The sequence below is a fragment of the Shewanella nanhaiensis genome, from assembly GCF_019457885.1.
Classification (GTDB): Bacteria; Pseudomonadota; Gammaproteobacteria; order Enterobacterales; family Shewanellaceae; genus Shewanella; species Shewanella nanhaiensis.
Genome location: NZ_JAHZST010000002.1, coordinates 17,709 through 43,914, shown reverse-complemented (window position 1 = coordinate 43,914; position 26,206 = coordinate 17,709). Strand labels below are relative to the sequence as shown.

Annotated in this window: 29 protein-coding genes; 16 read left to right on the top strand and 13 right to left on the bottom strand. The window is 44.2% G+C overall.

The annotated features are described in order from the left end of the window. Positions 1-36 precede the first annotated feature (36 nt). Together K0625_RS02485 and K0625_RS02480 are read right to left on the bottom strand one after the other, a co-directional pair. Entirely contained in the window at positions 37-618 is a 582-nt protein-coding gene (locus tag K0625_RS02485) for a TetR/AcrR family transcriptional regulator (protein WP_220108221.1), read from the bottom strand. 170 nt (positions 619-788) lie between these two features. Continuing rightward, a complete protein-coding gene (locus K0625_RS02480) occupies positions 789-2,228 on the bottom strand; it encodes a coniferyl aldehyde dehydrogenase (RefSeq protein WP_220108220.1) in 1,440 nt (479 codons plus the stop codon). Between the two features lie 219 nt (positions 2,229-2,447). On the opposite strand from K0625_RS02480, the gene K0625_RS02475 reads away from it, so the two are divergent. After that, complete coding sequence (locus K0625_RS02475) at positions 2,448-2,864, top strand: nuclear transport factor 2 family protein (protein ID WP_232846891.1); 417 nt, start codon at positions 2,448-2,450, stop codon at positions 2,862-2,864. A 16-nt stretch (positions 2,865-2,880) separates the two neighbouring features. Here K0625_RS02475 and K0625_RS02470 read toward each other — a convergent pair whose 3' ends face one another. From K0625_RS02470 to bufA2, 3 genes are all read right to left on the bottom strand, one after another. Beyond that, positions 2,881-3,687 carry an HvfC/BufC N-terminal domain-containing protein gene (locus tag K0625_RS02470; protein ID WP_220108218.1) on the bottom strand — a complete coding sequence of 269 codons (807 nt, stop codon included), beginning with the start codon at positions 3,685-3,687 and terminating at the stop codon, positions 2,881-2,883. Beyond that, positions 3,687-4,592 carry an MNIO family bufferin maturase gene (bufB, locus tag K0625_RS02465; RefSeq protein ID WP_220108217.1) on the bottom strand — a complete coding sequence of 302 codons (906 nt, stop codon included), beginning with the start codon at positions 4,590-4,592 and terminating at the stop codon, positions 3,687-3,689. Before bufB ends, K0625_RS02470 begins: the two co-directional genes overlap by 1 nt. 75 nt (positions 4,593-4,667) lie before the next feature. Then, positions 4,668-5,135, bottom strand: a complete 468-nt coding sequence (bufA2, locus tag K0625_RS02460) for a BufA2 family periplasmic bufferin-type metallophore (RefSeq protein ID WP_012326646.1) — start codon at positions 5,133-5,135, stop codon at positions 4,668-4,670. A 458-nt stretch (positions 5,136-5,593) separates the two neighbouring features. On the opposite strand from bufA2, the gene K0625_RS02455 reads away from it, so the two are divergent. Then, entirely contained in the window at positions 5,594-6,025 is a 432-nt protein-coding gene (locus K0625_RS02455; protein ID WP_220108216.1) for a universal stress protein, read from the top strand. Positions 6,026-6,102: 77 nt separating this feature from the next. Further along, positions 6,103-6,546, top strand: coding sequence for a universal stress protein (locus tag K0625_RS02450; protein WP_220108215.1), 444 nt, complete (start codon positions 6,103-6,105; stop codon positions 6,544-6,546). Between the two features lie 73 nt (positions 6,547-6,619). Here K0625_RS02450 and K0625_RS24520 read toward each other — a convergent pair whose 3' ends face one another. The 3 genes from K0625_RS24520 to K0625_RS02435 all read right to left on the bottom strand — a co-directional run bounded on the left by K0625_RS24520 (position 6,620) and on the right by K0625_RS02435 (position 8,611). Beyond that, a complete protein-coding gene (locus tag K0625_RS24520) occupies positions 6,620-7,456 on the bottom strand; it encodes a LysR family transcriptional regulator (RefSeq protein WP_220108214.1) in 837 nt (278 codons plus the stop codon). A 109-nt stretch (positions 7,457-7,565) separates the two neighbouring features. Then, positions 7,566-7,856, bottom strand: a complete 291-nt coding sequence (locus tag K0625_RS02440; protein ID WP_220108213.1) for a YkgJ family cysteine cluster protein — start codon at positions 7,854-7,856, stop codon at positions 7,566-7,568. Between the two features lie 173 nt (positions 7,857-8,029). Continuing rightward, a complete protein-coding gene (locus K0625_RS02435; RefSeq protein WP_220108212.1) occupies positions 8,030-8,611 on the bottom strand; it encodes a TetR/AcrR family transcriptional regulator in 582 nt (193 codons plus the stop codon). A gap of 126 nt (positions 8,612-8,737) precedes the next feature. Between K0625_RS02435 and K0625_RS02430 the strand changes: the two genes are divergently transcribed. The 4 genes from K0625_RS02430 to K0625_RS02415 all read left to right on the top strand — a co-directional run bounded on the left by K0625_RS02430 (position 8,738) and on the right by K0625_RS02415 (position 11,392). Further along, entirely contained in the window at positions 8,738-9,790 is a 1,053-nt protein-coding gene (locus tag K0625_RS02430; RefSeq protein ID WP_220108581.1) for an alkene reductase, read from the top strand. Positions 9,791-10,033: 243 nt separating this feature from the next. Further along, on the top strand, positions 10,034-10,471 hold the full coding sequence (locus K0625_RS02425; RefSeq protein WP_220108211.1) for a hypothetical protein: 438 nt from the start codon (positions 10,034-10,036) through the stop codon (positions 10,469-10,471). Between the two features lie 44 nt (positions 10,472-10,515). After that, positions 10,516-10,860, top strand: a complete 345-nt coding sequence (locus tag K0625_RS02420; protein WP_220108210.1) for a Fis family transcriptional regulator — start codon at positions 10,516-10,518, stop codon at positions 10,858-10,860. A gap of 43 nt (positions 10,861-10,903) precedes the next feature. Further along, on the top strand, positions 10,904-11,392 hold the full coding sequence (locus K0625_RS02415) for a gamma-glutamylcyclotransferase family protein (RefSeq protein ID WP_220108209.1): 489 nt from the start codon (positions 10,904-10,906) through the stop codon (positions 11,390-11,392). A 130-nt stretch (positions 11,393-11,522) separates the two neighbouring features. On the opposite strand, the gene K0625_RS02410 is transcribed toward K0625_RS02415, so the two are convergent. Further along, on the bottom strand, positions 11,523-12,215 hold the full coding sequence (locus K0625_RS02410) for a winged helix-turn-helix transcriptional regulator (RefSeq protein WP_220108208.1): 693 nt from the start codon (positions 12,213-12,215) through the stop codon (positions 11,523-11,525). 183 nt (positions 12,216-12,398) lie between these two features. Here K0625_RS02410 and K0625_RS02405 point away from each other — a divergent pair, with 183 nt between their 5' ends. From K0625_RS02405 to K0625_RS02370, 8 genes are all read left to right on the top strand, one after another. Beyond that, positions 12,399-12,725: a DUF1330 domain-containing protein gene (locus tag K0625_RS02405; protein ID WP_220108207.1), complete on the top strand. Its 327-nt coding sequence runs from the start codon at positions 12,399-12,401 to the stop codon at positions 12,723-12,725. A 139-nt stretch (positions 12,726-12,864) separates the two neighbouring features. After that, positions 12,865-13,734, top strand: a complete 870-nt coding sequence (locus tag K0625_RS02400; RefSeq protein WP_220108206.1) for an AraC family transcriptional regulator — start codon at positions 12,865-12,867, stop codon at positions 13,732-13,734. Between the two features lie 156 nt (positions 13,735-13,890). Continuing rightward, a complete protein-coding gene (locus K0625_RS02395; protein ID WP_220108205.1) occupies positions 13,891-14,457 on the top strand; it encodes a diguanylate cyclase in 567 nt (188 codons plus the stop codon). Next, entirely contained in the window at positions 14,454-15,560 is a 1,107-nt protein-coding gene (locus K0625_RS02390) for a beta-ketoacyl-ACP synthase III (RefSeq protein WP_220108204.1), read from the top strand. Before K0625_RS02395 ends, K0625_RS02390 begins: the two co-directional genes overlap by 4 nt. A gap of 3 nt (positions 15,561-15,563) precedes the next feature. Then, positions 15,564-16,247 (top strand): iron-containing redox enzyme family protein, encoded by a 684-nt coding sequence (locus K0625_RS02385; RefSeq protein ID WP_220108203.1) that lies wholly within the window; start codon positions 15,564-15,566, stop codon positions 16,245-16,247. Beyond that, the gene (locus tag K0625_RS02380; protein ID WP_220108202.1) at positions 16,240-17,088 is read left to right on the top strand and encodes a DUF6999 family protein; all 849 of its coding nucleotides are present in this window, start codon (positions 16,240-16,242) and stop codon (positions 17,086-17,088) included. Before K0625_RS02385 ends, K0625_RS02380 begins: the two co-directional genes overlap by 8 nt. Before the next feature lie 13 nt (positions 17,089-17,101). After that, a complete protein-coding gene (locus K0625_RS02375) occupies positions 17,102-17,677 on the top strand; it encodes a pyridoxamine 5'-phosphate oxidase family protein (protein ID WP_220108201.1) in 576 nt (191 codons plus the stop codon). A 31-nt stretch (positions 17,678-17,708) separates the two neighbouring features. Further along, on the top strand, positions 17,709-17,897 hold the full coding sequence (locus K0625_RS02370; protein ID WP_220108200.1) for a hypothetical protein: 189 nt from the start codon (positions 17,709-17,711) through the stop codon (positions 17,895-17,897). Positions 17,898-18,073: 176 nt separating this feature from the next. Here K0625_RS02370 and K0625_RS02365 read toward each other — a convergent pair whose 3' ends face one another. From K0625_RS02365 to K0625_RS02350, 4 genes are all read right to left on the bottom strand, one after another. Beyond that, positions 18,074-18,652, bottom strand: coding sequence for a DUF924 family protein (locus tag K0625_RS02365; RefSeq protein ID WP_220108199.1), 579 nt, complete (start codon positions 18,650-18,652; stop codon positions 18,074-18,076). Between the two features lie 73 nt (positions 18,653-18,725). Continuing rightward, positions 18,726-20,282 carry a PH domain-containing protein gene (locus K0625_RS02360; RefSeq protein WP_220108198.1) on the bottom strand — a complete coding sequence of 519 codons (1,557 nt, stop codon included), beginning with the start codon at positions 20,280-20,282 and terminating at the stop codon, positions 18,726-18,728. A gap of 1 nt (position 20,283) precedes the next feature. After that, entirely contained in the window at positions 20,284-20,997 is a 714-nt protein-coding gene (locus tag K0625_RS02355) for a PH domain-containing protein (RefSeq protein ID WP_220108197.1), read from the bottom strand. Positions 20,998-21,110: 113 nt separating this feature from the next. Beyond that, positions 21,111-23,801 carry a winged helix-turn-helix domain-containing protein gene (locus K0625_RS02350; RefSeq protein WP_220108196.1) on the bottom strand — a complete coding sequence of 897 codons (2,691 nt, stop codon included), beginning with the start codon at positions 23,799-23,801 and terminating at the stop codon, positions 21,111-21,113. Positions 23,802-24,046: 245 nt separating this feature from the next. On the opposite strand from K0625_RS02350, the gene K0625_RS02345 reads away from it, so the two are divergent. Next, positions 24,047-26,206: a TonB-dependent receptor gene (locus K0625_RS02345; protein WP_220108195.1), complete on the top strand. Its 2,160-nt coding sequence runs from the start codon at positions 24,047-24,049 to the stop codon at positions 26,204-26,206.

The window sequence follows — 26,206 nt, the reverse complement described above, 5'->3', positions numbered from 1 at the left end:
GTGAGGCACTATTATATTTTCGTTATCCGTTATCCGTTATCCGTTATCCGTTCTCATCGCATTCCAAAACATCGCAAAGCTGGCTTCTTTGTGTGCCGGCAGCTGCCATTTATCTGGGTTATCGAGAAAGTAACGGGTGGCGGCGAGGTATTGGCCGTGGCAGTTGTCCTGCATAAGATCTAATGGGTAAGATGCAAACAGTCCTAGGGCTTGTCCTTGTTGCATCAGGGATCCCATGAAGCTGAGTATTGAGTTCATCGCTTGTTCGCGGATCTCAAGTGGGATAGAGGGGGACATGGAGTATTGTTGGAAGAACTCCTGCTTGAGGGGATTATCCATGGCCCATTGAATCGCAGCGTACCAGAGACGTTGTGCATCCTGTTCTAGTTCACCGCTGTCAGTGATTGAAACTATGATAGCGTCAGCAAACTCCTGCTTAATGGAGATAAACAGGTGGTTCATCAACTCATCTTTTGAGGGGAAATGGTGGAACAGGGTACCTGTCGCCACCCCCGCCTGTTTGGCGATAGAGGCGGTGGAGGTAGCATAAAAACCTTGGCTGACAAATAGCGTCAGTGCGGTATCTAAAATCGCTTGTTTCTTATCTGGTTTGCTCATCGATTGCTTATATTTATCACTGTTTTATATTCATATTATTCGTTTAAGTGCTATTAGGCGTTGCTTTAGGCTACTGCTCGAAACTCGAAACTCGAAACTCGAAACTCGAAACTCGAAACTCGAAACTCGAAACTCGAAACTCGAAACTCGAAACTCGAAACTCGAAATAGCTATCGCATAAATAGCTTGTATAGCATGGCCTGAATACCCGTACCGTAAGGTGGGTGAACAAATTTACCTGTGTTGAGTTTACCTCGACTAAGTACTGTTTTGGCATGACTTAAGGTCAAGAAGCCCTCTTTGCCGTGATAATGTCCCATGCCCGATGGTCCGATACCGCCAAATGGCGCATCATCGGCCGCAACGTGGAAGACGGTTTCATTGATACAGACACCACCTGAGTGGGTGTTATTAAGCACCTTATCTTGAGTACCTTGGTTAAAGCTCATCAAGTAGAGTGCTAGTGGGCGGGGCCTGTCATTGATGTAGGCTATCGCCTCATCGAGATTGTCATAACCTAATATGGGCAGCAGAGGCCCGAATATCTCATCTTGCATTAATATCATCTCATCACTGACGTTGGTGATAAGTTGAGTGGGAATTTTGCGTTTCTCTGTGTTGATCGCTTCATTATTGGCGCTGACTACAGTGGCGCCTTTAGCTTTGGCATCTTCGAGCACTGAGGTTAAGCGCTCGAACTGGCGCTGATTGATGATAGCGCCGTAGTCACTGTTTTCACTCACTTTGCCATACATGGCGGTGAACTTTTTCTGGTAGGCGGTAATAAACTCAACCTGTTTCTCTTTCGGCACTAAGATGTAATCCGGTGCCACACATATTTGGCCTGAGTTGAGGCATTTACCATAGATCATTCGCTCAACGGCAGTCTCTATCGGCATATCAGGCGCTACGATAACAGGGGATTTTCCACCTAACTCTAGAGTGACTGGCGTTAGATTAGCAGCTGCTGCACGCATCACATGGCGGCCCACTGTAGTAGAGCCTGTAAAAAGCAGGTGATCGAAAGGGAGTGCTGAGAACTCTGCGGCCACATCGGCTTCCCCTTCAACGACGGCAACGGTATTGATATCAAAGATACTGCTTAGCATCTCTGTGATCACCTTATTGGTCTCAGGAGTAAACTCAGACAGCTTTAACATGGCACGATTACCGGCAGAGAGTGCGGTAATAAGTGGGCCAACCGAGAGCATCACTGGAAAGTTCCAAGGCACGATAATGCCGACAACTCCTACAGGTTGGTATTGAACCTTTACCTTAGCTGGAGCGAGCAGGAGCCCAGCATGACGGCGGCTTGGTTTCATCCACTTCTTAAGGTTTTTAAGACTGTAGTTGATGTTGTTAAGGCAGGGCATGATGTCTGAGATCATTGTGTCGTCGACAGATCGTGTGCCGTAATCTCGGTTAAGTGCTTCAGCTAGAGGCTGCTTAAATTTAAGTAGTGCAGCTTTAAGTGCATTAAGTTGTTTTACTCTAAGTTCATAGGTGGGAGCGGGTTGAGAGCGATAGCTTTGCTGCTGAGATTGAAGAAGTTCGTTTAAGTTAACTCCTTGAGCTAGGTCACTCTCTGTCTGTTGAATAGGCATGTTCATCTGCTCGCTCCTGCTTAGGGTAAATGTGAGTACGGCTGCTCTTTTGTTTCATCAAAATATACAAAAGATAAACCGACTGATTGGTCGGTCTATTTGTCTATCTTAAATCAGTGAATAAAAAACGTCCAGTTTATTTTGGCTTGCTACTGGCTTAGGTATAACCTGTTATTGGTGAACTAGACCTAGATTAGTGAAATGGGAGCGAATGAAGGAGAGAAGATGAGTGAACTCGAAGCAATACTCAAAACCCTTGAAGATTATGCATCGGCTTACTGTGCAAAAGATATCGAAGCCTTAATGCATGTTTTTGATGACAGTGAAGAGATCTCTGTTATTGGAACTGGGGAGGATGAACTCTGTGAGGGGCGAGATTCGGTAAGGCAGTTGTTTCTTAGAAACTTTGCCGAAGCCAAAGCGAATCGTTTTTTGTGGGGCTGGAGAAATATCATCATCTCAGGTGACTGCGCCGTAGTGTCTGTCTCGTTAACCATAGATGTTGACTATCAGGGAGAGCAGTTATTGATCCCTATTAGATGGAGTGTGGTGTTGAAGAAAACGGATCGCTGGCGATGGATACATAGGCATGCCTCTTCAGCCAGTGTCAGCCAAGAGGAGGGGGAGGCTTATCCCAAGTAACTTTAACTATCAATGTTTACGCGATTGCGCGGATGATCCCCATCTCGAACCAAGCTCGTATCGCTTGTAATATCTTAACGGGAGCTTGCTCCTCATCAAAGTAGTTGAGCATGAGTTCGCACTGCTGGGCTAAGGTATTACCCTTGATGAAGCCCTCTAAAAGCACCAGCTGATACTCAGTGAGAGAGATAAACTCGGTGAGTCGCTCTTCACCTCGCCAGAGCAGCCAGGCACTGGCGATACTGTAGTCGGGTTGGGGCGGTGTTTGCGCATTTTTCAAGGCTTGCCAGCTTTCGACTGCATTACTTTGGCACTGAAATATTTGCACGCTAGAGTGGAATCTGAATTGGCTTTCGGGCCAGTGCTCTGGGGCAAGTTGTTCAAGTTCGGTAAAGCTAGCTCTAGGCTGCTCTTCGGCATCGAAAGCGTTGAGTAGACGACGCTCGAAAGCGGCAATATGGGATAAGATAGGGTATTGGCTGAAGAAGCTATCGTCACTTAAAAATTGCGGTAGGGCGTCACAGAAGTGCCGCAGCGAGCGAAATGATGAAGGGTGCGCATTGATATAGGCTTGAGCCATCTTGTCAAAAAGCTCATCGCCTAGGTATATCCCTAAGATCTCGTGATCTGTCTCTATGGTCTCAATTAATCTAAGTCGATAGGCGCTGGCATAGATCCCAAGTCGGGTTTTGCCATCCTCTTCACTCTTAGCTGTGATAATAGAGGAGAAAGCTGAAAACTTATCACCTTGGGCGGCATCACTCTCTTTATCTGAGAGTATGTAATCCATAAAGAGTGCTTGTGTTTGCTTAAGACTCGTCATCAAAACACTCCTGTTTTTGAGCTCTGTTTTTGAGCTTGTCTATTGAGACTCGCTAGCTGAGAAGCGAGTTCAGGCAATGTCTTATCTGCAATATCTCTGGCTATCTGTAATTCCTGTTCTAATGCCGGAAACTCAGGGATATTGCCATCTCGCTCTATCATAGTACTGACGGCACCGAAACGTTCAAGGGCGATACGGTAAAGCTCCCACACACTATTAGGCACGTCGTGATCATGGGTATCGACAACATAATCTCCATAGTCAGAGTGGCCAGCAAGATGAAACTGTTGTACCCGTTTAGGGTCGATCTTGTTGAGGTAAGTGACAGGGTCGAAATTATGATTTCTAGCACTTACATAGATGTTATTGATATCTAAAAGTATGAGGCAGTCGGCTTGCTCAGCGACCGCATTGAGAAACGTCCACTCGTCCATGGTTGAGTCTTGATAGGAGAGGTAGCTGGAGACGTTCTCTAACAAGATCCGTCTGCCTAGAAAATCTTGAACTTGAACTACGCGCTCAGCCACATGCTTGATGGTCTCTTCGGTGTAGGGCAGGGGCAGAAGATCATGGCTATTCACTCCATGAATAGAGGTCCAGCAGATATGGTCTGAGATCCATTGAGGTTGAACATCATTAGCGAGCTTTTTAAGGGCGGTTAAATACTCCATATCCAGAGGGTCGGTACTGCCGATGGACATAGACACACCGTGCATCACAATCGGATATTGTTCGGCTATGGCTTCAAGATAGTATCTAGGCTTGCCACCTGCCACCATGTAGTTTTCCGATAATACTTCAAACCAGTCTATATCGGGGCGATTTGTCAGAACATGGTCAAAGTGATTGGTTCTTAAGCCCAATCCAAATCCGAGAAAATCTTGTGTCAGTGCCGTTTCTGTCACTCTGGGTTCACCTTGATTAGTGGTAAATAAAGGCAGCGAAAAGGATCTGCTGCCTGTTTTGTTTACGATATAAGATTAAGCGCCTACCTTGCCGCCAATATCCGCACATGATTTAGCTGGAGCCGAAACAAAGCCTGTGCCTTTACAGCTGGCGTGTCCACCACAAGCATTATTGGCTGTTTTACAGTCATTGTGACCTTTACAGACGTTCACACTGTAGCAATGAACTAAGTCAGTTTTAGCGATACTGCCGACCCAATCATCCTGAATCTTGCCACCCACATCTGCGCAGCTCTTTGATGGCATAGCGACAAAACCAGTGCCTTTACAGCTTGCATGACCGCCACAAGCGTTGGTTGCTGTCTTACAATCGTTATGACCTTTACAGACATTAACGCCATAACAGTGGACGAGATCAGTGCTACCTTTTGCCATTGCCGCTTGAGTTGTTTCCGACTTTTCTGTACTAGCACAACCAGTTAGTCCTGCCATTGTCAGTGCAAGAGCTGCCCCTGTCAGGGTGGCTTGAGCTTTAGTATTCATGATATTACCCTTTTTGATTAATTATTGAACTCAGGTATAAGATTAGTGACAATTTTCAGGTAACCACATAAAAAAACTGTTTTGATTGTGAACGGCTCATTTATCCGGTCTCAAAAGCCAGCATATCTACCTAAAATCAAGACCGAGCTTAGTTAGCTAAAATTTCAGGTATTCATATATTAAAAATGAGGTTTTTAGTGATGAGAACTGTTTTTGTGGCTGTTTTCTGGTTGTTTTAACTTTAATTACCTTGATATTTAGTCTTAAGTTTTTAAAGCGGGTTGTAGGCGGAACATGGCTTTATTTAGCATATAAATTAAGAGACTAAGTAAGCAGTATGTGTGATCAAGATCAACATTTTTAGGGCTGCATAAAACTAGAATTAATGTAAGGAGAGAGGTTTTTCGGTAAAGGATGGCTAAGAAAAAACTATAATTATGAGGTCATAGGAGGTAGTTATGAGAACCAGACAAATACTCTGTCCAACGGACTTTTCCGAAACGGCATCTCATGCATTAAGGTACGCTATTGAAATGGCCAATTTTTATCAGGTAGGGTTGAGATTAATCCATGTGGTGGATCAGCCTGTGGGTGCTGAAAACTACCAGATACTCGCCATTACTCCCGAGGAGTTGGCTAAGAGCATGGAGGACGCGGCTGCAGATAAGATGCGCCACCTGCTCTCTGAACTAAAAAGTGAGCTACCGATGGAGACTGTTATTAGGCGGGGCTCTCCCATTGAGGAGATCTTAGCTGATGCAGTTGAGTTTGATGTTGGAATGATAGTCATGGCCAGTCATGGCCGTAGCGGTTTATCACATTTTCTACACACAAATGTCGCCGAAGGGATAGCGAATCGTGCTAAATGTCCAGTCTTAGTGGTGAAATAAAAGCCGTGAAGTAATGAGATTGGATGATTGAGTTTAAACGGAATTGAAGTTAAACAGTGAGTTAGGAGAAGCTAATTATGCGTACTCGTCAGATTTTATGCCCAACGGATTTTTCTGAAACTGCCTCCCATGCGCTGAAATATGCCATCGAGATGGCGAATCTTTATCATGTCGATATTCGATTGCTGCATATCAATAGCGAAGCATTAGGCCATCATAACTATGGCATAGCGGTAGAAACGCCGGCTGAGCTTGAGTATAAGATGGAAAATTTCTCAAAAGAGAAGCTCACTAAGTTAGCCAGTGAAATTGAGGCTTATCTAGATGAAGCGCTCAGTGTCATTCCTGTGGTTAGGAGCGGGGATGTGATGGCGCAAATAATAGAGGAGAGTATTGAGCAGGAAGTGGGGATGATAGTGATCGCCAGTCATGGTCACACAGGTTTATCTCACTTGCTTAACCCTAATGTATCGGAAGCCGTTGCTAATAAAGCTAAGTGTCCGGTGCTTGTGGTTAAATGATCCGTTAAATGAGGCGTTAGTTGACTCAAGTTACTGTCGCCTCATCAGTAGCATTTACAGCTGTTAGCGCCTGTTATGCCTTGCCTCGGCAAACGGATATCACCGCCGCAATAACTGGCTCACTCAGCCGACTGGCACTGTAAGCTAACCCTATCTGTTTAATTAATTTCTCCCCCTCAATCGGCCTTAACACTAAGGCCTTATTGTGTTTTATCTCCTGCCAATCGGGAAGGAGAGCTGCGCCTACGCCAGCGCAGACCATGGGCCAAGTATATTCTATGGTGCGTATATTGGCTCTGGACTGAAATTGGGCGCCACATTTGGTCATGGCATGTTTAACCCTGTCCTGTACATCACATGGCGTGCGATTAATGAAGGGCAGTCCATCGAGATCTTCTATCTTGATAATAGGTTTAGAAGCTAAAGACCAGTTACAGGGGATTGCGAGTTGGTACTTATCTTCCCAAATAGGGATAAAGTCTTCGCTACTGGATGCTGATTGAGATAAAACGACTCTGGCATCACTGGGCTCGTCAGGCTCCACAAGAGTGAGTTCAAGATTGTCGATCCTTTGGGTCAACTCTGTCAGTAAATCACTCATACGTTGAGCACCGAGAGAGCGCATTAGGCCTAAACGGAGCGGCACTGGGGCGGGACTATCTTTAAAAAGATGCAGAATAGCTTGCTCATTTTCACTCATCTCTCTCGCCAATGGATAGAGTTTATCGGCGGCGGAAGTTGGACGAACGCCACCTGTATGGCGCACAAACAGCTCAACATTGAGTTGCTGTTCTAGCTGTGAAATTGCCGCAGTGATTGAGGGCTGAGAGACGAAACATTGACGTGAAGCTGCGGTGATACTGCCCTGTTCATAGACAGATTGAAAGTAGTGTATCGATCTTAGCTTCACTGGGGATCCTTAATAAGCTACGAGCTATGAAATGGGTCATAAATGTTAGCTTACTCAGGATTAGTTATGTTAACAAGGTTGAGCTATAGGTAATGCTTATAGCAAGAGGTTACATGTTATCGGTGCGCTCTGTTTTGCATTCATAGGAGCCCATCTCAAATTCACGGCATATCCAAGGACGTTGTTCGTAGATGGTGCACATCTTAGTTTCACGATCTAGCGCGGAGCACCAACCATCGTCCAGACGGCGCATCACCTCTCCCCCCCACTCAGCCTCTTCGATATGCTCATCGGGCACACCTGTGTCAGAGATGATTAGAACTTGGAGGCGACAACAACATGCTTGGCAAGTGCCACAGGTAATTTCTGGTTCGTTGAGATTAGTTACATCTATGGTCATAGGGCGCTTTGATAGTACTTGAAGTAGACAGAATACCGCAAAAACAGGGCCCTTGTCTGTGCTTATCTTGCAAGGTTTTGTACTGATGAGCCAGCTAGCTCTATTTATCAAGCAGATAGGTTTTTATCTACTAAGGACTGAACGCTTGATTACTATTTTAGAGCTTAAAAAGACTAGGCGCAGATATCCTTGAAGAGTTGATCGGCTAGCTCCTGCAGTGTGTCTCCTTGAGGGTGAGTGTGAGCAAAAGTTCTTAGTCCATAGATCCCCATGGCGAGAAAACGTGCTAGATGTTGACTGTCACGCTCTGCGCTGAGTTCACCTTGCTCTTGGGCGCGTGTAAACACGTCGGCGAGCCCCTGTTGCCAGTTGGCTAGGTTCTCAGTGATGATCTTCTGCACCTCTTCATCCTGCTGAGCCATCTCGTTAAGGGCTTTTGTCAGCAGACACGCTTTGGCGGCTTCACAGCTAATACACTCCTGAACCGTATTATCCAGATAGTCTTTCAGCTCTGCTAATACACTTTTCTTGCCAGTAAAGAAACCCTGAAACTCAGTTGTTCTGTCGATCTTATACTGCTCTAACGCGGCTAATAGAAGACCGCGCTTATTTTCGAAAGCACAGTAGATAGAGCCGGGATGCAATCCAGTCGCTTTGGTCAGATCTTGCATACTTGTCTTACCGTAACCTTTGTCCATAAAGGCGGTCATGGCGGATCTCAGTACTTTCTCTCTATCAAACTCAGCATTACGCATGGGCGGCGACTCATTAACTCTCGTTCACTGGATTGTACTTAATTTTGAATGTTTGTTCAAAATAATACTTGAATGATCGTTCAAATAAGAATATCTTGAATGAACATTCAAGAAACAGAGGTCGCTATGACTGATAACCTTTTTCAAACTTTTGCGCTCAACGAGACCATTACCCTGCAAAATCGCATTTTGATGGCACCACTGACCCGTTGCATGGCTGATGAGGAACTCGTACCGACTCAGGCGATGGCGGATTACTATGCTCGACGTGCAGAGGCTGGACTCATTATCTCTGAAGCCGTGATTATTCGCCCTGACGGTCAAGGTTATCCTAATACTCCAGGTCTATTTTCCTCAGCGCAGATAGATGGTTGGCGAGTGGTGACTGATGCGGTACACCAAGGTGGGGGGAAGATATTTGCCCAGCTATGGCATACAGGTCGGGTTGCCCACCCACACTTTTTTAAGAAAACAGGATCAACTGATGTCTTAGCTCCCTCTGCAGTAGGCGTAGAGGGCAGTGTTCCAAGAATGCGTGAGCTTACTTATCAAGTGCCTAAAGCTGTGACCCATGAAGATATTGCTCAGCTTGTTGCTGATTATTCACAAGCTGCGGCAAATGCGATAGATGCAGGCTTTGATGGCGTCGAGATCCATGGTGCTAACGGGTATTTACTTGATCAGTTCCTGCACCATGACAGTAACCATCGCCAAGATGAATATGGCCAAACTCCTGAAAATATGGCCCGCTTTGCACTGGAAGTTGTGGATGCAGTTGCCCAGCGTATTGGCAATGAAAGAACCGCGCTGCGAGTCTCGCCAGGTGCTTATTTCAATATGGCCAGTGATGAGCGTGATCGCGCTGTTTTCGATTATCTTCTTCCTCAGCTTGAGCTGAGAAACCTAGCCTTCCTGCATATTGGTATTTTTGATGATGCCATGGAGTTTGATTATTTGGGAGGTAGTGCATCTGCTTATGTCCGTAGTGTGTATAACAAGACACTAGTGGGGGTCGGAAGTTATACCGCCCAATCAGGTAGCAGTGCCATAGCTCAAGATAAATTTGATCTGCTCGCTATTGGCAGGCCTTTTATTGCAAATCCAGATTATGTATCTAGAGTCCGTGAGGGCAAGGAGCTCGTTGAATACTCCGATGAGATGTTAGCGACCTTACTGTAGAGGCGTTTAGTTTTACCAAAATCATCAACCTTGTCTCACCTATCCCCATAGATATGTTAGACAGAGAGGTTAGTCTTCAGGCTAGCCTCTTTTTTTATTTTCAATAAAGCTTAAGCAACCTCTTAGCTAGCCGATAAGTGGGTATAGGCTGATACGTATTGATACGTTCGCTTGAGTCATGGGTATTTGGCGTCTGCTTTGATAAAAATACCTTGAGAGTAACGACTGAAATAGGGGGGAGCTGTGAACATAAATGGATTTAGTACCTCATTAAAGTCAGAGACAAGATCTGTGTCAGAGGGATATATCACTCCCAAACTGGATAGGGGCTCACCGGATAAAACCTCGGCTCAGATAAGTAGCGCTGACACCGTATCTATCTCACGAGCTGGCAAAGCGGCACAAAAATTAGATGTTGGCAGTGCGATGGTGCAGCTTAAAGATAGGGGGGCAGAAGCCACAGAGAGGAGTGAATCTGAGTCTTCATCTATAATAGATAAGCAGATCGAGCGAATTAAAGAGCGGATAGAGCAGCTCAAGCAGGAGTTGAAGGATCTGCAGGGAGATAAATCAGAGGTTGCACAGAAGAAACGAGAGATGATAAATGCGGAAATCTTGCAACTATCGGGAATGCTTATAAAATTATATGAAGAGAAGGCAAAACAGGAGGGATCAGAGTAATATCGAGCTGAGTGTTATTTCGAAGATTACTCGATTAAACAGTAATGAAAAAGTCAGACAAGAAGATTGAGCATAATATCAGAGAGGTCTTGACTCAGGTGTGTGAAACCGCACTGGAGAACGTCGAAGGTTTTGAGTGGCTGACCCATAGAGTCCATTATGGCAATGTGGCTGGTTCTATTCAGATAACTTGTGTATTTGGCTCAAGCTCAGAGCTTAGCAGTGCAAAATCGGCTCAACATGATGAGTACCTCTATCAATTAATAAAGTTAGCACTCTCCTCAATCGATATCGATATTAAAGATATCAAGCGCCATGTTAGCTTTGAGTGTGAAGATCCCTATACCAAATCTAAACGCACCTTATGTGATGTTAGCGACCTTGCTTAGTATTGATTAGGATATCTTTTAGATATCTTAGGAATTTAAAACAATGAAATACTTCGCATATGGCTCAAACATGTCGATTGCCAGGTTAAAAGCGCGAACCCCCAGCGCTAAACGGATCGGCACATTTATTTTAACTGGCCATGAGCTGCGGTTTCATAAGCTAGGTAGAGATGGCTCAGGCAAGTGTGATGCCTATCAAACAGATGAGCCTCAATCACAAATTTTCGGTGCTCTTTTCGAGATAGATGAAAATGAGAAGTTGAACCTAGATCTCGCCGAAAGTCTGGGAGTTGGCTATGGTGAGAAAGTGGTCAAGGTTGTGAGTGCTACAGGTGAAGAGCATGAGGCGATCACTTACTACGCCCTTAATATTTCGGCATCACTCAAGCCTTATTCTTGGTATCTCAACCACGTCATCATAGGTGCAATGGAGAGCCAACTCCCCACACCATATCTTAAGTTTATTCAAACTACAGAATCGATTGAAGATGAAGACTTGCTTAGAGATAAACTGGAGCGGGGAGTTTACTAATTGTTGTCATTTTCTCGCGCAGTTAGCTACTTTTGAGTTGTATTTGATTGATAGAAGAGTTTGGGGGGAGGACGTATTAGAAGAGCGCCTATCAAGTCGCAGAGGGCATGGAGTTAACTGTAATCTCACCTTAAGGCACCAGCTTTTTCTGCGTGGCGAATGGGCTCAACCCCAGCCAGATTTGCATCGATGATGCGATCTCTTTGGTGCCTATTAGTTTCATCTGCTCACTTTCCCGTTTGACCGTGGTTAGTCCCATCCAGATTGCTGTCATGGTACGAAGGTCAGTGGTGACATAGAGATCGATATCAAAGCCTGGATCGGCCCAGCAGAGATCGACATCGCCTTTGGGCTCGATAACCAACCACCAACGCTGCTTAGATCTGGATAGTTCAGGGTACAGAAACTGAATGACCGTCTGTTTTGTTGGTAGGGGAGTTGGATCTAAGTTTCTACGCATATCCCACATGAGTAACGAGGGGTCTAGATTTTTAAGAGAGATCTGAGACTCGACCCATTTCTGCCCCCAGTTCCCCATGGCTTCAACAACGGGGTAGAGATCTTTGCCTGCTTTGGTTAAATGATATTCAAATATTCCTTTCTCGAATCTATGTTCTTTTTTTTCCAAAATACCTGCAGTTTCAAGCTCTTTTAATCTTTGTGATAGAAGCGTAGGTGACATCTTTGGCACCCCACGACGCAGCTCATTAAAACGGGTTGTACCAGCGACTAACTCTCTTATAAGTACCATAGTCCAGCGAGTACATAAGATCTCTGCAGCCATGGCTACTGGGCAAAATTGTTTATAACCAGGTTGACTCATCTCGGTTTCCAAGAGGTGGGGCTTAGCCAAAAGATTAGCAAATGCCATTTACGAACACTAGTACGGAAACTGTACTGCTCGAGTCCAGTTTTTGGACTATCTAGGATGTTGTGTTAGAGGCAAGCTGAAAGGCATAGCAATTGAGCATAATTAGCATAGTTAATTTCGACTAAGGAGAGAAACATGACTGTATATGTGATCGCAGATATTAAAATTATTGAGGATACTTGGGTGCCGGAATATGCCGCCTCAGTGCATGAGATCGTGCACCGACATGGAGGAAAATACCTGTCTCGCAGTGGTAATGTGAAAACCCTTGAGGGGAGCCCATTGGAGACAACACTCATCGCTTTGCTAGCGTTTCCAACCGAAGCATTGGTGCAGGCGTTTATATCTGATCCTGAATACGCTCCCTATGGCCGCGCTAGAGTTGCTGGTAGTGAAAGCCGCTTTCAACTTATCGATGATACAGATCTTGCTGGTACCATCCCCTATTTAAGTAAGGGATGACCGAGATATTCGGCAATTGAGCAACTTTGGTTAGGAAAGCGTCTTAAATTCCCTAGATACTGGCTAACAATTCAGTAGGGGGTATGCTAAACAGGAGTATCCCAATAATAAGTGGCTAATTAAACAGACAAGGGAAGATATGCAAGCTAATGGAGATCTAGATAATTACATCAGAGTGATGGACAGGGTTTGTGATTATATCTATGCAAACTTGGATGAGGAGCTCACAGTTGATCACCTGAGTGATTTTGCAGGGTTTTCTAAGTATCATTTTCACCGTCAGTTTTCAGATTACCTTGGTATAGGCATAGCCAAATATATTCAGCTTTTACGGTTAAAGAGGGCATCATACCGGCTCTACTTCGACCATGAGGCCAAGATTATCGATATCGCCTTAGACGCTAAGTTTGATTACCCCGAGTCTTTTGCTCGGGCATTTAAGAAGGCGTTTGACCAATCTCCTACTGAATTTCGCCGCCAGCCAAAATGGTTGGAATGGAATGAGAAATATCACTTTGGAGTAAAAAAGATGGGTAAAGATCAAAAGGTTGAATTGGTAAATTTTGCAGAGACTAAAATTGCCGTTTTTGAGCACCGTGGTGCCCCTGAGTTGGTTAATGAGTCTGCGGCTAAGTTTATCGCCTGGCGTAAACAGACTGGCTTATCACCAGTGAGCAAAAGCCAGACATTTGGGATGATCTATGAAGATCCTAAATCTGTGCCAGCTAAAGATTTCAGGTTTGATATCTGTGGCTCGGTACTGCATGAAGTGCCTGATAACAGCCTGGGTGTGCTTAATAAAGTGATACCTCAAGGACGCTGCGCCGTGATCCGTCATCATGGTTCCCATGATAATTTAGATGCAAAAGTGCACTATCTGTACGGTCAATGGTTACCCCAAAGTGGCGAATCTCTTCGCGACTTCCCCTGTTTCTTTCATTATCACAACTTCTTCCCTGAAGTGGCTGAACATGAACTTATCACCGATATCTATCTGCCCCTAAATTAATAAAGTCGACAATTTAATCAATAGAGTTAACTGCAACTTAACTCTATTTTCCATGAGTTTATGGGCATGGAGATTAATGATTTTTCACTTACAAATTGATACAGGGATGTTAACGTGTCTAGCAAGGTTGGAATAAACGCTTAAGGAAACGGTGACATGGATACGTCACAGCTACTGATTAACTTTTTGCTTTTTATGTTATTGCCAATATGGGGCATTGCAGGATTAGCCGATTGGTTCTGTCATAGAGCAACAAAAATAGAGCACACCTCTGGGGTTAAAGAGACCCTAATGCACTCGTTAATGGGGATTCAAATCGCAATCCCCATGGTGCTCTGTCTGTTGTATATGGTTAACGTCCTCATCCTAATTATCTGCTTTTTTACTTGGATACTGCACGAGATGGTTGCTCATGCCGATGTGAGATATGCCTCTCCAAAAAGAGAGATCTCTATCTGGGAGATGCATGCTCATAACTATCTTGGGACACTTCCCATGTATATGTTAATCACCATCATTATTATTAACTGGCCACAATTCATCAATTTAGTCACCTTTAATTGGGAAGGGAATATGTCACTTGTGCCTGTGGACACCCCACATGGCGGCAGTGGTTATCTGCTGACCTATTTAAGTTTTATGTCGATTGTCTGTGTATTTCCCTACATTGAGGAAAATATTCGATGTATTCGAGTGGCCATTAAATCGAGGGCAATAAAGTGAGTGTCTACATTAATAGTACAGGGCATTACCTGCCAGGGCCGCCGATTGATAATGATGAGATAGAGAATATCTTAGGCTTGGTAAACGGTAAAAAGAGCCGACTGAAACATAAAATATTGCAATCGAATGGCATAAAAACACGCCATTATGCGATCAATCAGCAGCAAGAAACGCAAATATCAAACAGCGAGATGGCAGCAAATGCAGGACTGAGGTGTTTAGATGCTAGCTATATTTCGCCTCACCAGATAGAGATGCTCAGTGTGGCGACCAGCCAAGGGGATCTGGTGTTACCAGGCTTTGGTAGCATGGTGCAAGCTGAGTTAGATATCTCTTCTGTTGAGTTACAGACGAGTCATGGGATCTGCTCCAGCAGCATGATGGCACTTAAATCGGCTTATACCAATATTAAGGCGCAGGAGTCTGCTAACGCTTTAGTTATCGCCAGTGAACTAGCCTCTCGCTTGTTTAAACATACTCGATATGAGCAAGTTGAGGGGAAGGAAATAGATTTCAATGCTGAATTTTTGCGTTGGATGTTGTCTGATGGTGCAGGGGCCTTGTTACTTGAGAGCCAACCAAGAAAAACAGGCAAAAGTTTAAGAATTGATTGGATAAAAAGCTTTTCTCATGCGGATGTATACCCAGTGTGTATGTCGGTGGGGATGCCTAAAAATGCAACTAAAAGCTGGCAAGACTTTCCAACGTACAGTGAGGCTGAGCAAGCGGGTGCCTTGCTGCTACGTCAAGATGTTCGCCTGCTCGATAATATTGTTTCGGTCGGAGTAAATGGCTTCTTAAAGCTGTTACAAGATGGGATGTTCAAAGTGCCAGAGATAGATCACGTGCTATGTCATTTTTCATCGGCCTACTTTAAAAGCAAAATCGTTGAGATGCTTGAGGTTGCTGGAGTGCAGATCCCAGAGGATAAGTGGTACACAAACCTGTATGAACGGGGAAATACGGGCTGCGCGTCTATTTTCATTATGCTGGATGAGTTTCTCGCCACACAGGACTTATCTGTTGGTGAAACCCTGTTTTGTATGGTGCCTGAAAGTGGCCGATTTAATTGTGCCTATATGCATTTAACGGTAGTGGAGTAGCTTATGACAGCAGATGTATTAACAACCTCTGGCCAAACTTGTCTTCAGTCATTACTTAAAGTCTGGTTTGATTTTGATCTGGCGCTCTCTAAGGCCCCTATCGTTAAACGTTTAGAGCAAGGCCGCTTGAGCCATGAAGATTACCAAAAACTGCTGTTAAACCTACGTCAGCAGGTGATCGAGGGCTCCCGCTGGATCACCCGCTGTGCATCGAGTTTCAACCGGGAGTATGCCGATGTTCGCTCAATTGTGATTGGCCACGCCAAAGATGAACATAAAGATTTTCTGATGTTGGAGAGTGATTATGTGGCTGTTGGTGGTGATATCAATGTGATTCAAAACAGCAGTAAGAATATTGGCTCAGAGGCGCTGCACGGCTTTTTGATGTATCGAGCTAGTCAAGAAAACCCTGTCGATCTCATTGGTGCTATGTGGATCATTGAGGGGCTTGGCAACAAGATGGCAAGCAAATGGGCAGAGTTGATTGAGGAGCAGCTTGAGCTACCCAAAGAGGCTACTCAATTTATGCGTTATCACGGTGAAAATGATGAACATCATCTTGAAGAGCTCTACAAGCTGGTGGATCGCGTTGCAGTGGATGATGGGGCAATAAAAGCGATTGAGCGAACCGCGAAAGTGGTTGCCAGACTCTATATTCTTCAATTGGAGGAGGTTGACCATGTCTAATAGAGAGCAGAGTGCATTTATACGGGCGATAGGGAACGACAACTCACTACCGATTGAAAAAGCTGCGGTTGAGCTCTGGGTTAAAGATCTCGATAACCCATTTCGTTGGACGTTGAGGCCAATACTACAGTTCCTTTTTGCTATCTTGCTGCACTTAACTTGGTTCTTCAAAAGGCTGCCGCTGCCTCAGTTTAGTGGGCATTCATTACTGCAAAAGATGATCTGTTGGTTCTGTAAAAATCTCGTCTCGCCTGAAGCCAACCTGTTAATCCTTAGGCACTTCTCAACCGAATCAAATGTGATTAACTTTTTAGCCGAAAACAGTGGCAAAGAGGTGGTTGTTGATCTGTACCCTAAGTGTGTCGACGACATGATGCGAGATACCTTTATTAAGCATGACCAAGAGCTATTTGATGCCTTTTATCATTTGGGGGATGCAAAAGATGCCCAGGAAATTGCGCATACAGAGCTGAAATGGAAGCGCTGGAAAAAGATAGATATGAAGGCATTTGAACTTGATAGAAAGCTAACTCAAGTTATTGACTTTGAAACTGCTCATGCGCTGTTTATGTGCCTTTTTTGTTTCTTACTTAAGCGGGATGAATACCGAGATGCGATCAACGGTTTTAACTTAGATCAATCTATCGCTATCCGTATCGGTCGTATTATCGGTAAGCCTGAGATAGTAGAGATGGCCTACAACAAATACCCACACTACCTCGTTGGCCCTTGGAATTTAAGTCAACGTTTTCTGATGCATGGTTTCTTTACTGAGTATCTCTACGCCGAGCTAGAATCGATACGAAATGATGCTATACCGCCTTCAAATGAAGGTGAATAGGGAGATTTATTTTATGGGAAAGCAATTTGCAGAGCTTTCAAGTAAACATATTGAGTTTATTGAGAAGCAAAAAATCTATTTTGTCGCTACCGCAGCTCAAACTGGCAGTGTGAATCTATCGCCGAAAGGGGGCGACTCATTACGAGTGATTAGTCCAAGTAAAATTGCTTGGTTAAACCTAACTGGTAGTGGCAATGAATCGGCCTCTCATGTACTGCAAGATCCTCGAATGACTATCATGTTTTGTGCATTTGAAGGCTCGCCACTCATTCTACGCACTTATGGTCAAGCTGAAGTACTGCATATTAAAGATACCGAGTGGGAGCAGTATGCCAAACTCTTTCCTGAGAGTGTCGCTGCTCGTCAAATCTTTGTATTAGATATCAGTCTGGTGCAATCATCATGTGGCATGTCTGTTCCCTATTTTACTTTTGAAAGCGATCGAGATGATTTGAAAAAGTGGTCAGATAAACATGGGGCTGAGGGGATCGAAAACTATTGGGTTAAAAGAAACCAAAAGAGCATCGATGGCTTCGATACTGAGATTGTTCAGCGCGCAGGCATAAAGCAAAACAGTAGCGATTCTTAATATTGATGAGCATAAGAGATGGAGCTTTAATATGCGTAAAGTTGTTATTTTTAATAAAAGAACAAATAGGTTCTTCGGGGAAGTTGACTTAACATTGCTAAATGCTCAAATCGAAGAGATGGAAGGCGAAGGTCATGAAATAATCTCTGTCTCTGCGAACACTGATCTATTTGGTAATCTGGTATCATTTACTCTTTTAATAGAGTTATCTGAAACATAGGGTGTAATAAACTCATTAATAGTACTTACAAGCTTCTGTGTGGTTATGTTCAAAAGCGATTAACGGCCCATGTAAAAATTCAAACCAATAAAAAATAGAGCCGCTAACCCTTTTTGATATTAAAGCCCAATCTAAGAGATAACTTGCTTGTTATCGGACAAGTCTGCTCTGTATTACTAGAATGACGACCCAGGCTCTGACAAAAACTCTAACTCATCAGCCGTAGAAGACCGGCCAAGGATCTCATTTCTATGGGGGTAACGACCAAAGCGGTCGATGATCGCCTTATGTCTCTCTTCAAAGCTTAAGCTTACCTGTGCAGCTTCACGTTTAAATAACACCATGGCTATTTCATGTATCTTGGCTGATTCACTGTGCATATAGGGCATAAACAAAAAAGGAACATATGTTGGGTTAATCTCCTGATCTACCTTAAATGCGACGGCTTCTTGGGCTAAGACTAATGCCATTGGATCCGCTTCGAAGGCTTGGGGGGTATCGCGGTAGATGTTACGGGAGAACTGATCTAATACAATTATCTCAGCTAAGCGGCCTTGTGGAGTCGCCCGCCAGTGATAGAGTTCGCCAGCTTTCGCTTGCTCCAGTAGTGGCCCGAAACAGGTACGGAGCTGCTGGTCAAAATCTAAATCTTTAACCCAGTGACATTTAGGATCTATCTCTTTAAACCAGAAGTCGATAATGGTATCTGGGGTGATATGCTCTGCTTGCTGGGATACTTGTTCCTTACTACTCAAGATAATTCTCCTTTATTTGAAGCCTAGATTTTTTGGTTTCGATACTAGGTCCTAGGTACTAGGTTTTATCAATCTATATCCAGTTATTGGGATCTTTACTGGTAATTACAAGTGTACGTTCGGCTATCTCTCTTGCATCCTCAACTGGCATATAGGGGATGGTCTGTGTTCCGCTAGCCAGGCCTAGTTCTAACGTGGCGGTTCCACGTTTACGTTGGCCAGAGGTTTGCGTTATCGCGACGTGTTGTACCTTGATGAGCGGAACCTGATACCAAGATTGCCCCAATACACCATTGTGTATCCAACAAGTATTCTCGATTAATCGGTAGCCCCATTGACGGTATCTAAGGTAGATAGCCAAGCTCAGTGCTAGCCCAACTGCCCACATCACCTCTGTCATAGGGTTGAGCCCTAACCCTATGGTGTTGATCAGAGGGATAAGTAGGGGCAGTAAGGCTCTGCGCCAATACCAACCGAAGTGGATGGGGTTGTAATATGTTGGTAGCTGTTGTGGCTTAGTGCCAGACTCATCAATCTGGGGCATCAACTCAGATATCTGTGCTCGGCTCATGCTTGGGATCAACATATGCTTTTTAGCTTTTTGCTCAATCTCGGTGCCTTGAACTTGCTTAAAATGAAGCGTCCAAAGTTTTAATAAGCGGCCTATTAGGGTTTGTGAGAAACGTGTGACTTGAACCCTATGCAGGGCTAAAGCATCATTTTGTTTTGCAATCACGCCACCGGTTCTATGGAGTGTTTTGCTGTTTAACCCTAAGTGGTAGGGGTAATATTTCAGTACGGCTGCAGTCATAGAGATGAGTGATAGCAGCAGGTAGAAGCCGATAATGAGCAGTGTGATGATGAGCACTTGGTAAAGTAGGCTGCTGCTTGCGGCTTGGTTGTACCATTGCAGTGAACTTTGCGCCAGTTGAGTATCGGCGATATCACTCCAATCTAATTGGCTTAAGATGGGACCTGCAATAATGGAAAACCAGAAGAGGTTGTTTTGATATAAACCAAACAGTAGTAGATCCTTAACCCCCTTAGTCACTAATGTTTGCTCTTGGGTTTGCTCTTGGACTGATTCTAGAGCTGAGTCTAGAATAGCGCCTTGCGCTGGCTGATTTTTTGCTTCAGTGAAAGGGGAGCCAACTTTTTGCTGAGTTTTAGCTCTTTCCCCGACCAGATGCTGCTTTATTGCTATCGCTCTTTCATAGTTAACCGCTGCTAATACTGCCTCATCCTCTTTGGAACCTGCGGTTTCCACCACTAAGCTATAGAGTCCCATCGGCCTGAAGTAGAGAGGTTGTTCAAGACGAACATTCTGTATTTTACTTAGGGGGAGCTCATTGGCTTTCTTAAATATTAGCCCGTGGCGAACACCGAGTTTGTCCTCATAGAGGCGATAACGAAACATGGCCCACTGAACTGTGGCGTAGGCAAAAACAGCCAAGATAGCGCCAACTATCGCTATGATAAGCCAAGGGGAGTTAAAGCCTGTTTGCCAGCCTGTATAAACGAAGGGGATGATGGCATAGCCATTCGTCAACACTTGTCGAATAGTGCTAAAGCTATAGCTGATAATAGACCAAGCAGAGAGCCCTGCCCATCTGGATGTTTGGACTGACATATTAGCGCTTTGCATCGTTTTCAACTTGGTTATCACTGTCTACTCGGGTGTCTGTAGCGAGCTCTTCGAGGCTTGGAGCTGTTTGTGACAATGGAGCTGTTATCTCTGTTTCCTCGATACCCTTTTGCGAGGCTTTACTCGCCATGGTGAGCAGATGCTGCCTGAGCTTTTCGGCGGCCTTGCTCTCGAGTCCTGGCAGCTCAATCTCGGCGCTGCCACTGCCAGCACTGAAACATTTTAACGTTCTTAAGTTAAATTTACGCTCTATAGGCCCTTGAGAGAGGGAGATATGTTGTAGGCGTGTATAGGGAAGCGAGATACGTTTAAACCAGATTATCCCTTTCTGCATCAGGAGTTCATGTTCACAGACTCCATAAGCGATGGATTTAACATGGGAGACTCTAAGCCAGATAATTGTTGCTGCGATTAACACCAGACCCGGAACAATGATGGCTATGATATGCATTGGCATCTCAGCACCAATAATAAGGAAGCTTGTGAGCAGAGTGATAAACAGGAGTGCGGCGACTGAAGTTTCGATTAACACTTGGGTGTAGTAGCGGCCCTCAACTAAGGTCAATGGAGTTTGATCAAAACCCTGCCACTGGGCAGGGGAGAGTGGCTCATGATCTATGTTGCAGGCATAACTCTCAGCTTCAAGGTGATGAACTGGCTGTTCGCTTGCTTCTACCTTTGAGTTAACTGGCTCAGACATAATCAGTTTCCATTTTTTATTATGTGAACGACTATATCAGCAAGCAGTGTTGTATCTCTAGGGGGAGACATATTTACCTACAATTAAATAAGATTACCGATGTTAAAGAGGGGCTATTTAGGTGTCGCTAATGCGAGTACGGCTTGCTGACGATTAATGACTCCTAATTTTTGAAAGAGGTTTTTAAGATGAAACTTCACTGTGTTTTCAGAGATCCCTAAGGTGGTACTGATCTGTTTATTGGTGAAACCTTGAGAGAGTAGTGGGCAGATCTGTTGCTCCCGCGAGGAGAGGTGCCAAGGGTTATTTTGAGCTTGGTGTGACTTTTTTAGCTCAGAGATTAGCCAAGTAAGTAAGCTGTTTCCCTCACTGCTAAGTTGGTTTTCGTCGCTATGAAGGTTCAGTTTAAGCAGTAGAGCCTCAATGTGATTAGGAAGCTCAAAAAACACCTGTTTACAGCCAACTTGGCTGGCAAGTTCTAACATCTGAGTCACTAATCTAAATGCTTTTTTCTCATTACCGATAGAAAACTGGGATAAACATTGAATGCCCAAGGCTTTAACTTGATCGATTTTTTGGTTGTTTTCTTGGGCTAGTAGGCTGAGTTTCTGGCTATAACTGAGTGCTTGATTACTCATATTACGTGATAAATAGTGGTTAGCGATGACATAGTAATACTCGCTTATTACAAACCACATAGGTTGAGGAGCTTGCCAATAAGTTTCACGAATGATCTGACTGTTTAGTTGGTTAAATTTGTCCAAGTGACAAAACTTATCTGTGACCTTTAGGTTAAGTACATCTAGTAGTTTTTCAAGCCTCTCCAACTGCCTTATTTGGGCGACCAGATAACCCCTTTGTAAGTAATGTTGGCATAGGCTGTGATCATCATGAGCAATGGCAAGATTGATGGCTAACTTGAAGCTTACCGCATAAATATCATGCCAACAGTCTTTACTTTCCAATACCTTAATGCCACTGGCGAGTAACTCCTCTGCCTTCTCTATCTGGTAGACTTGGTAGTGGATATCGGCTTTGAGACAGCTCGCCATGGATTGTAGTCCACTATCTAAACCAAGGTGCTCTTTTGCCATTTTACTGGCACGTTTAAACAGCTCATGTGCTTCGCTTAACTGTCCACGATAAGCAAGGCTTTGTCCTTGATGGAAGATATTATAATTAATCCCTACCCAGCAATTTGCCAGTTGCATCTGTTGGTGGCTGGAGATGGCTGCTGAATGTGCCTCTTCAAATCGTCCTAGTTGGTTATGAATAAGCCCAAGGCCTGCCAATACCACTCCACGACCTAAATGGTCACTCTCTTCAAGGGTTTCGAGCAGTTCAGTTAATGTATTAATCAGCCGATTGTCGGTACCTCTGTCTAGATAGAGATCGATAAGCATCTTGATAATACTAAAATCGCGAGACTGGCTTGAGCTGGGTTTCTCTTGCTGTTGGTACTCTTTGAAAAGGGTGTAGGCGAGCTCATAGGAGTTTGACGCTTGATTCACCTCACCCAGTTTCAAATACAGGTAGCATTGAATGAGACCGAGAGTTGGTGAGTTAGTGATCTGGGTGCGATTAAACTGACTTAAGAGTGATTCTACATAGCCAATTCCTCGCGTTAAAATTAGCTCCCACCCTCCCGCTGACGCTATAAGTGCGATAGCCGATTCAATATGGTTAGCGCGAATATATTGGTTAACTGCTTCTTCAAAGTAGTCATTATTGGCGTAATATTTAGCTGCTTTGCATCTTAGTTCTCTACATGTTTGTTCTCCTACCTCCTGTAATAGTCTCTGTTTCAAAAAATCAGCAAATAGATGGTGATAGCGAAAAAAGCCTTGCTGACTGTCTATGGGGATAACTAAAGAACTAAAGGGGATGATCTGTGACATTAATTGGGTTGAGTTATCTATCTCACAGACATAATTGGCAATGAGAGGGTCAAACCTATCCAGCAGTGAAGTATGCAGCAGAAAGTGCTGAACATTAGCATCGAGCTTGTGGTAGATCTGCTCTGACATATAGAGGTCGAGAATATCGATAGATTGGTTGAGAAGACTGGTCAAAGCAAGTTCTGGGTGCTGCTGATGAAAGAGGGCTATAAGCTGCATAGCAACGACCCACCCCTCAGTCTTATCATGAAAAGCGGTGATTTCACTTTGACTAAATTGCTCTGAGTAGAGCTGAAAGGCTTCATCAATGCTGAGTTTAAAATGTTCCGGCTGAAGCATCAGCATCTGCCCACTGGCCAAAAGGTTAGCTATCTCTAATCTGGGTTGGATCCGGCTAGAAATGATCAACTGAAGTTGTTGAGGAGCATACTGCAAAATTTGATTAAAAAAATGCAAGATCACCTTATCAGACAGAAAATGAAAATCGTCAATAAAGAGATAAATAGAGTGCTTAACCTCATGAAGAATAGCCACTATATCGATAAAAAAAGAGTCGTAATCTGTATTCGCTGAGATGCTGTTTGCTCGGTTGATCAGCTGTTTATCGGCGATATTGTGGTGAACCAATGCATGAGAGAAAATGTTGAAAAACTTATTAGGCTCATTGTCAGATGGGTCGATAGCAATCCAGATCACCTGAGCTTTACCTTGCTGGTTCAGCATCTCTACATATTGAGAGAGCAAGGTTGATTTGCCATAACCTGCTGGGCTGACAGCCGTGATCAAGCTCTTTGCTTCTGCTTGGCTAAGCAGCTCCAGTAGCTGGGTTCTCAGTGACAGTTTTACCTGTTGCTGAGGTGGCTTGAACTTCTGTAGCAGAAAGCTTGGCATCGGTTTTTTTGGCAAAGCTAGGTCCCTTTTCTCATTATTATCTGATCTATTAAATACTAAAAAACCTTTGAAACACACTTACCCATTAAGAACTACCCAATGGGGTAGGTTTTCACTCTATGCTCGATTAACTACCCCTTGTGTTCATTGAACAAACCTTAGCGGATTGCAACACTTTAGTCACATTTGAACAAGATTAAAGCAGAGTAATAGGGGGAGAGATGAGCATATTTTCAAGAGTTATAACAGCTGGAGCATGCGTGACAGCGACAATAAGTAACCTGCTTTTGGTGAGCTTTTCACTGCAAGCTGAAGAGAGCGAATTACAAGAGAGTGAGATGGAGGTGATTGAGGTCACCTCTAGGCAGCGTAAAGAGAATATACAAGAAGTACCAATGGCTATCACTGTATTTGGTGAGCAGGATATTGAAGATCTAGGGATTGAGCGTGCAGCAGATTTTATCTCACTGACGCCGAATATGACCATGGTTGAAGCTCAGAATGCTGGAACTAGCTTTATCACCATAAGAGGACTGACTCAGGTTCGAAATGGTGAGTCGCCTGTGGCCATATCGGTTGATGGGGTATTGCAAATTAGCCCTAATCAATTTAATCAGGATCTTTATGACATAGCGCAAATAGAGATCTTAAAAGGGCCGCAAGGCGCACTTTATGGGCGAAATGCCATCGGTGGCGCGATCAATATCACCACGAAAGCGCCAACGGATGAGCTAACGGGTTATGCTGAGCTCGATCTCGGTAATGGTGGTTTGAAAGCCTTGTCTGGCGCGATAAGTGGGCCGATGACAGATACTTTAAACTATCGCATTACGGCCTCCTATAAAGACTTTGATGGCTTGATTGATAATGTTTACCTCAACAAAAAAGTCGATTTTCAACAAGATAAAAACATTCGAGGTCGATTTATCTGGCAGCCAAATGATGATTTTTCTGCCGATCTACGAATTGCGAGGGGAGAGACTGAGGGAGGGGCGGTTAACTATATCTATCAGCCACTCTTTGGAGTTAACGACGCTAATGATGCCAGTCTAAATATTGAAGCGAATAATCTCGGTGAAAATGATCGTCAAATCACCTCGGCCTCTTTAAAGCTTGATTGGAATATCTCAGATGTGACGGCAGGACTCATCCTTTCAGCTGATGAGCTGACAGAGTTTTTATCTGGCGACCAGTTTCCCTATAGCCGTAATATTTCAGCCACATCACCTTTTGGTCCAAATGTATTTGATGGGGTACAAACTCAATATTTAGATACCAGTTCTCAAAGTGCTGAGCTGAGATTTACCTCTGATGATGACAGTGATCTACGTTGGATTGCCGGCCTCTACTATCTGCAAACTGATCGCTTTATCTCATCTTTTAACGGCTTAGATTTGGGAAAAGGGATCCCAAGAGTTGAAAAGACACCACCGCTGAATGATGACATTAGTCCGGCGACCGTTTTTTTAGCTGATAGTAACGATAACCAATCCTATGCAATATTTGCACAACTCAATTATGACCTTACAGATACTCAAGAGTTAAGCATATCAGGGCGTTATGATTCGGACACTCGAGAGCAAACCAATCGTGCTCCGGCTAGTTTTGACTCGAACTCAGGTGAGGTTCGCGAAGAGACCTTCAGTAAGTTCCAACCTAAAGTCTCCTACGTCTATACAGGCTTACCTAACTTAAGCCTCTATGCCAACTTCTCAGAAGGGTTCAGAAGTGGTGGCTTTAACCAAAGTGGTGTGGGCGACTTAGCTGCATCGGCTGGGTTATCTGGGGTAAGTGATCTCTATAAAGCGGAGGAGTCCAGTAACTTTGAGCTAGGCATTAAGGGGCTCTACCCAGATATATCTACCCGTTTTAATGCATCGCTATTTAATACCAGTATCGATAACCAACACTATTTTGTTTTTGTTGGGTCATTGGGGGCGCAGGTATTGACCAATATCGATGAGGTATCCCTGATTGGTGGTGAATTTGATTTTAAGACCGAGTTACATGACAGCATCGACCTTTATGGCTCATTTGGTATTACAGATAGTGAAATTAAAGCTTACAGCTTAAATCCTGCAGATGTTGGGAATAAGGCTCCTTATGTACCTGAATATACAATTAATTTAGGTGCTCAGTTCCATGCTGAACTCTTTAGCGGTTGGTTATCAACTTTAACACTAGATTGGGAGCAAAGAGGTGAGCAGTATTGGGATCCCTCTAATACCAGTGCCCGTGATGCCATTAATTTAGTCAATGCACGACTGGGTTTTAATCGTGATGAAGGGGATTGGAGCGTGAACCTTTGGGCCAAAAACCTAGGTAACGAAGAGTATCTTGCTGAATGGGTACTAGGTGGCTTTGCTCACCCAGCTCAAGAGCGAACCTTTGGTATCGAGCTGCGCTGGAATATGGAGTAA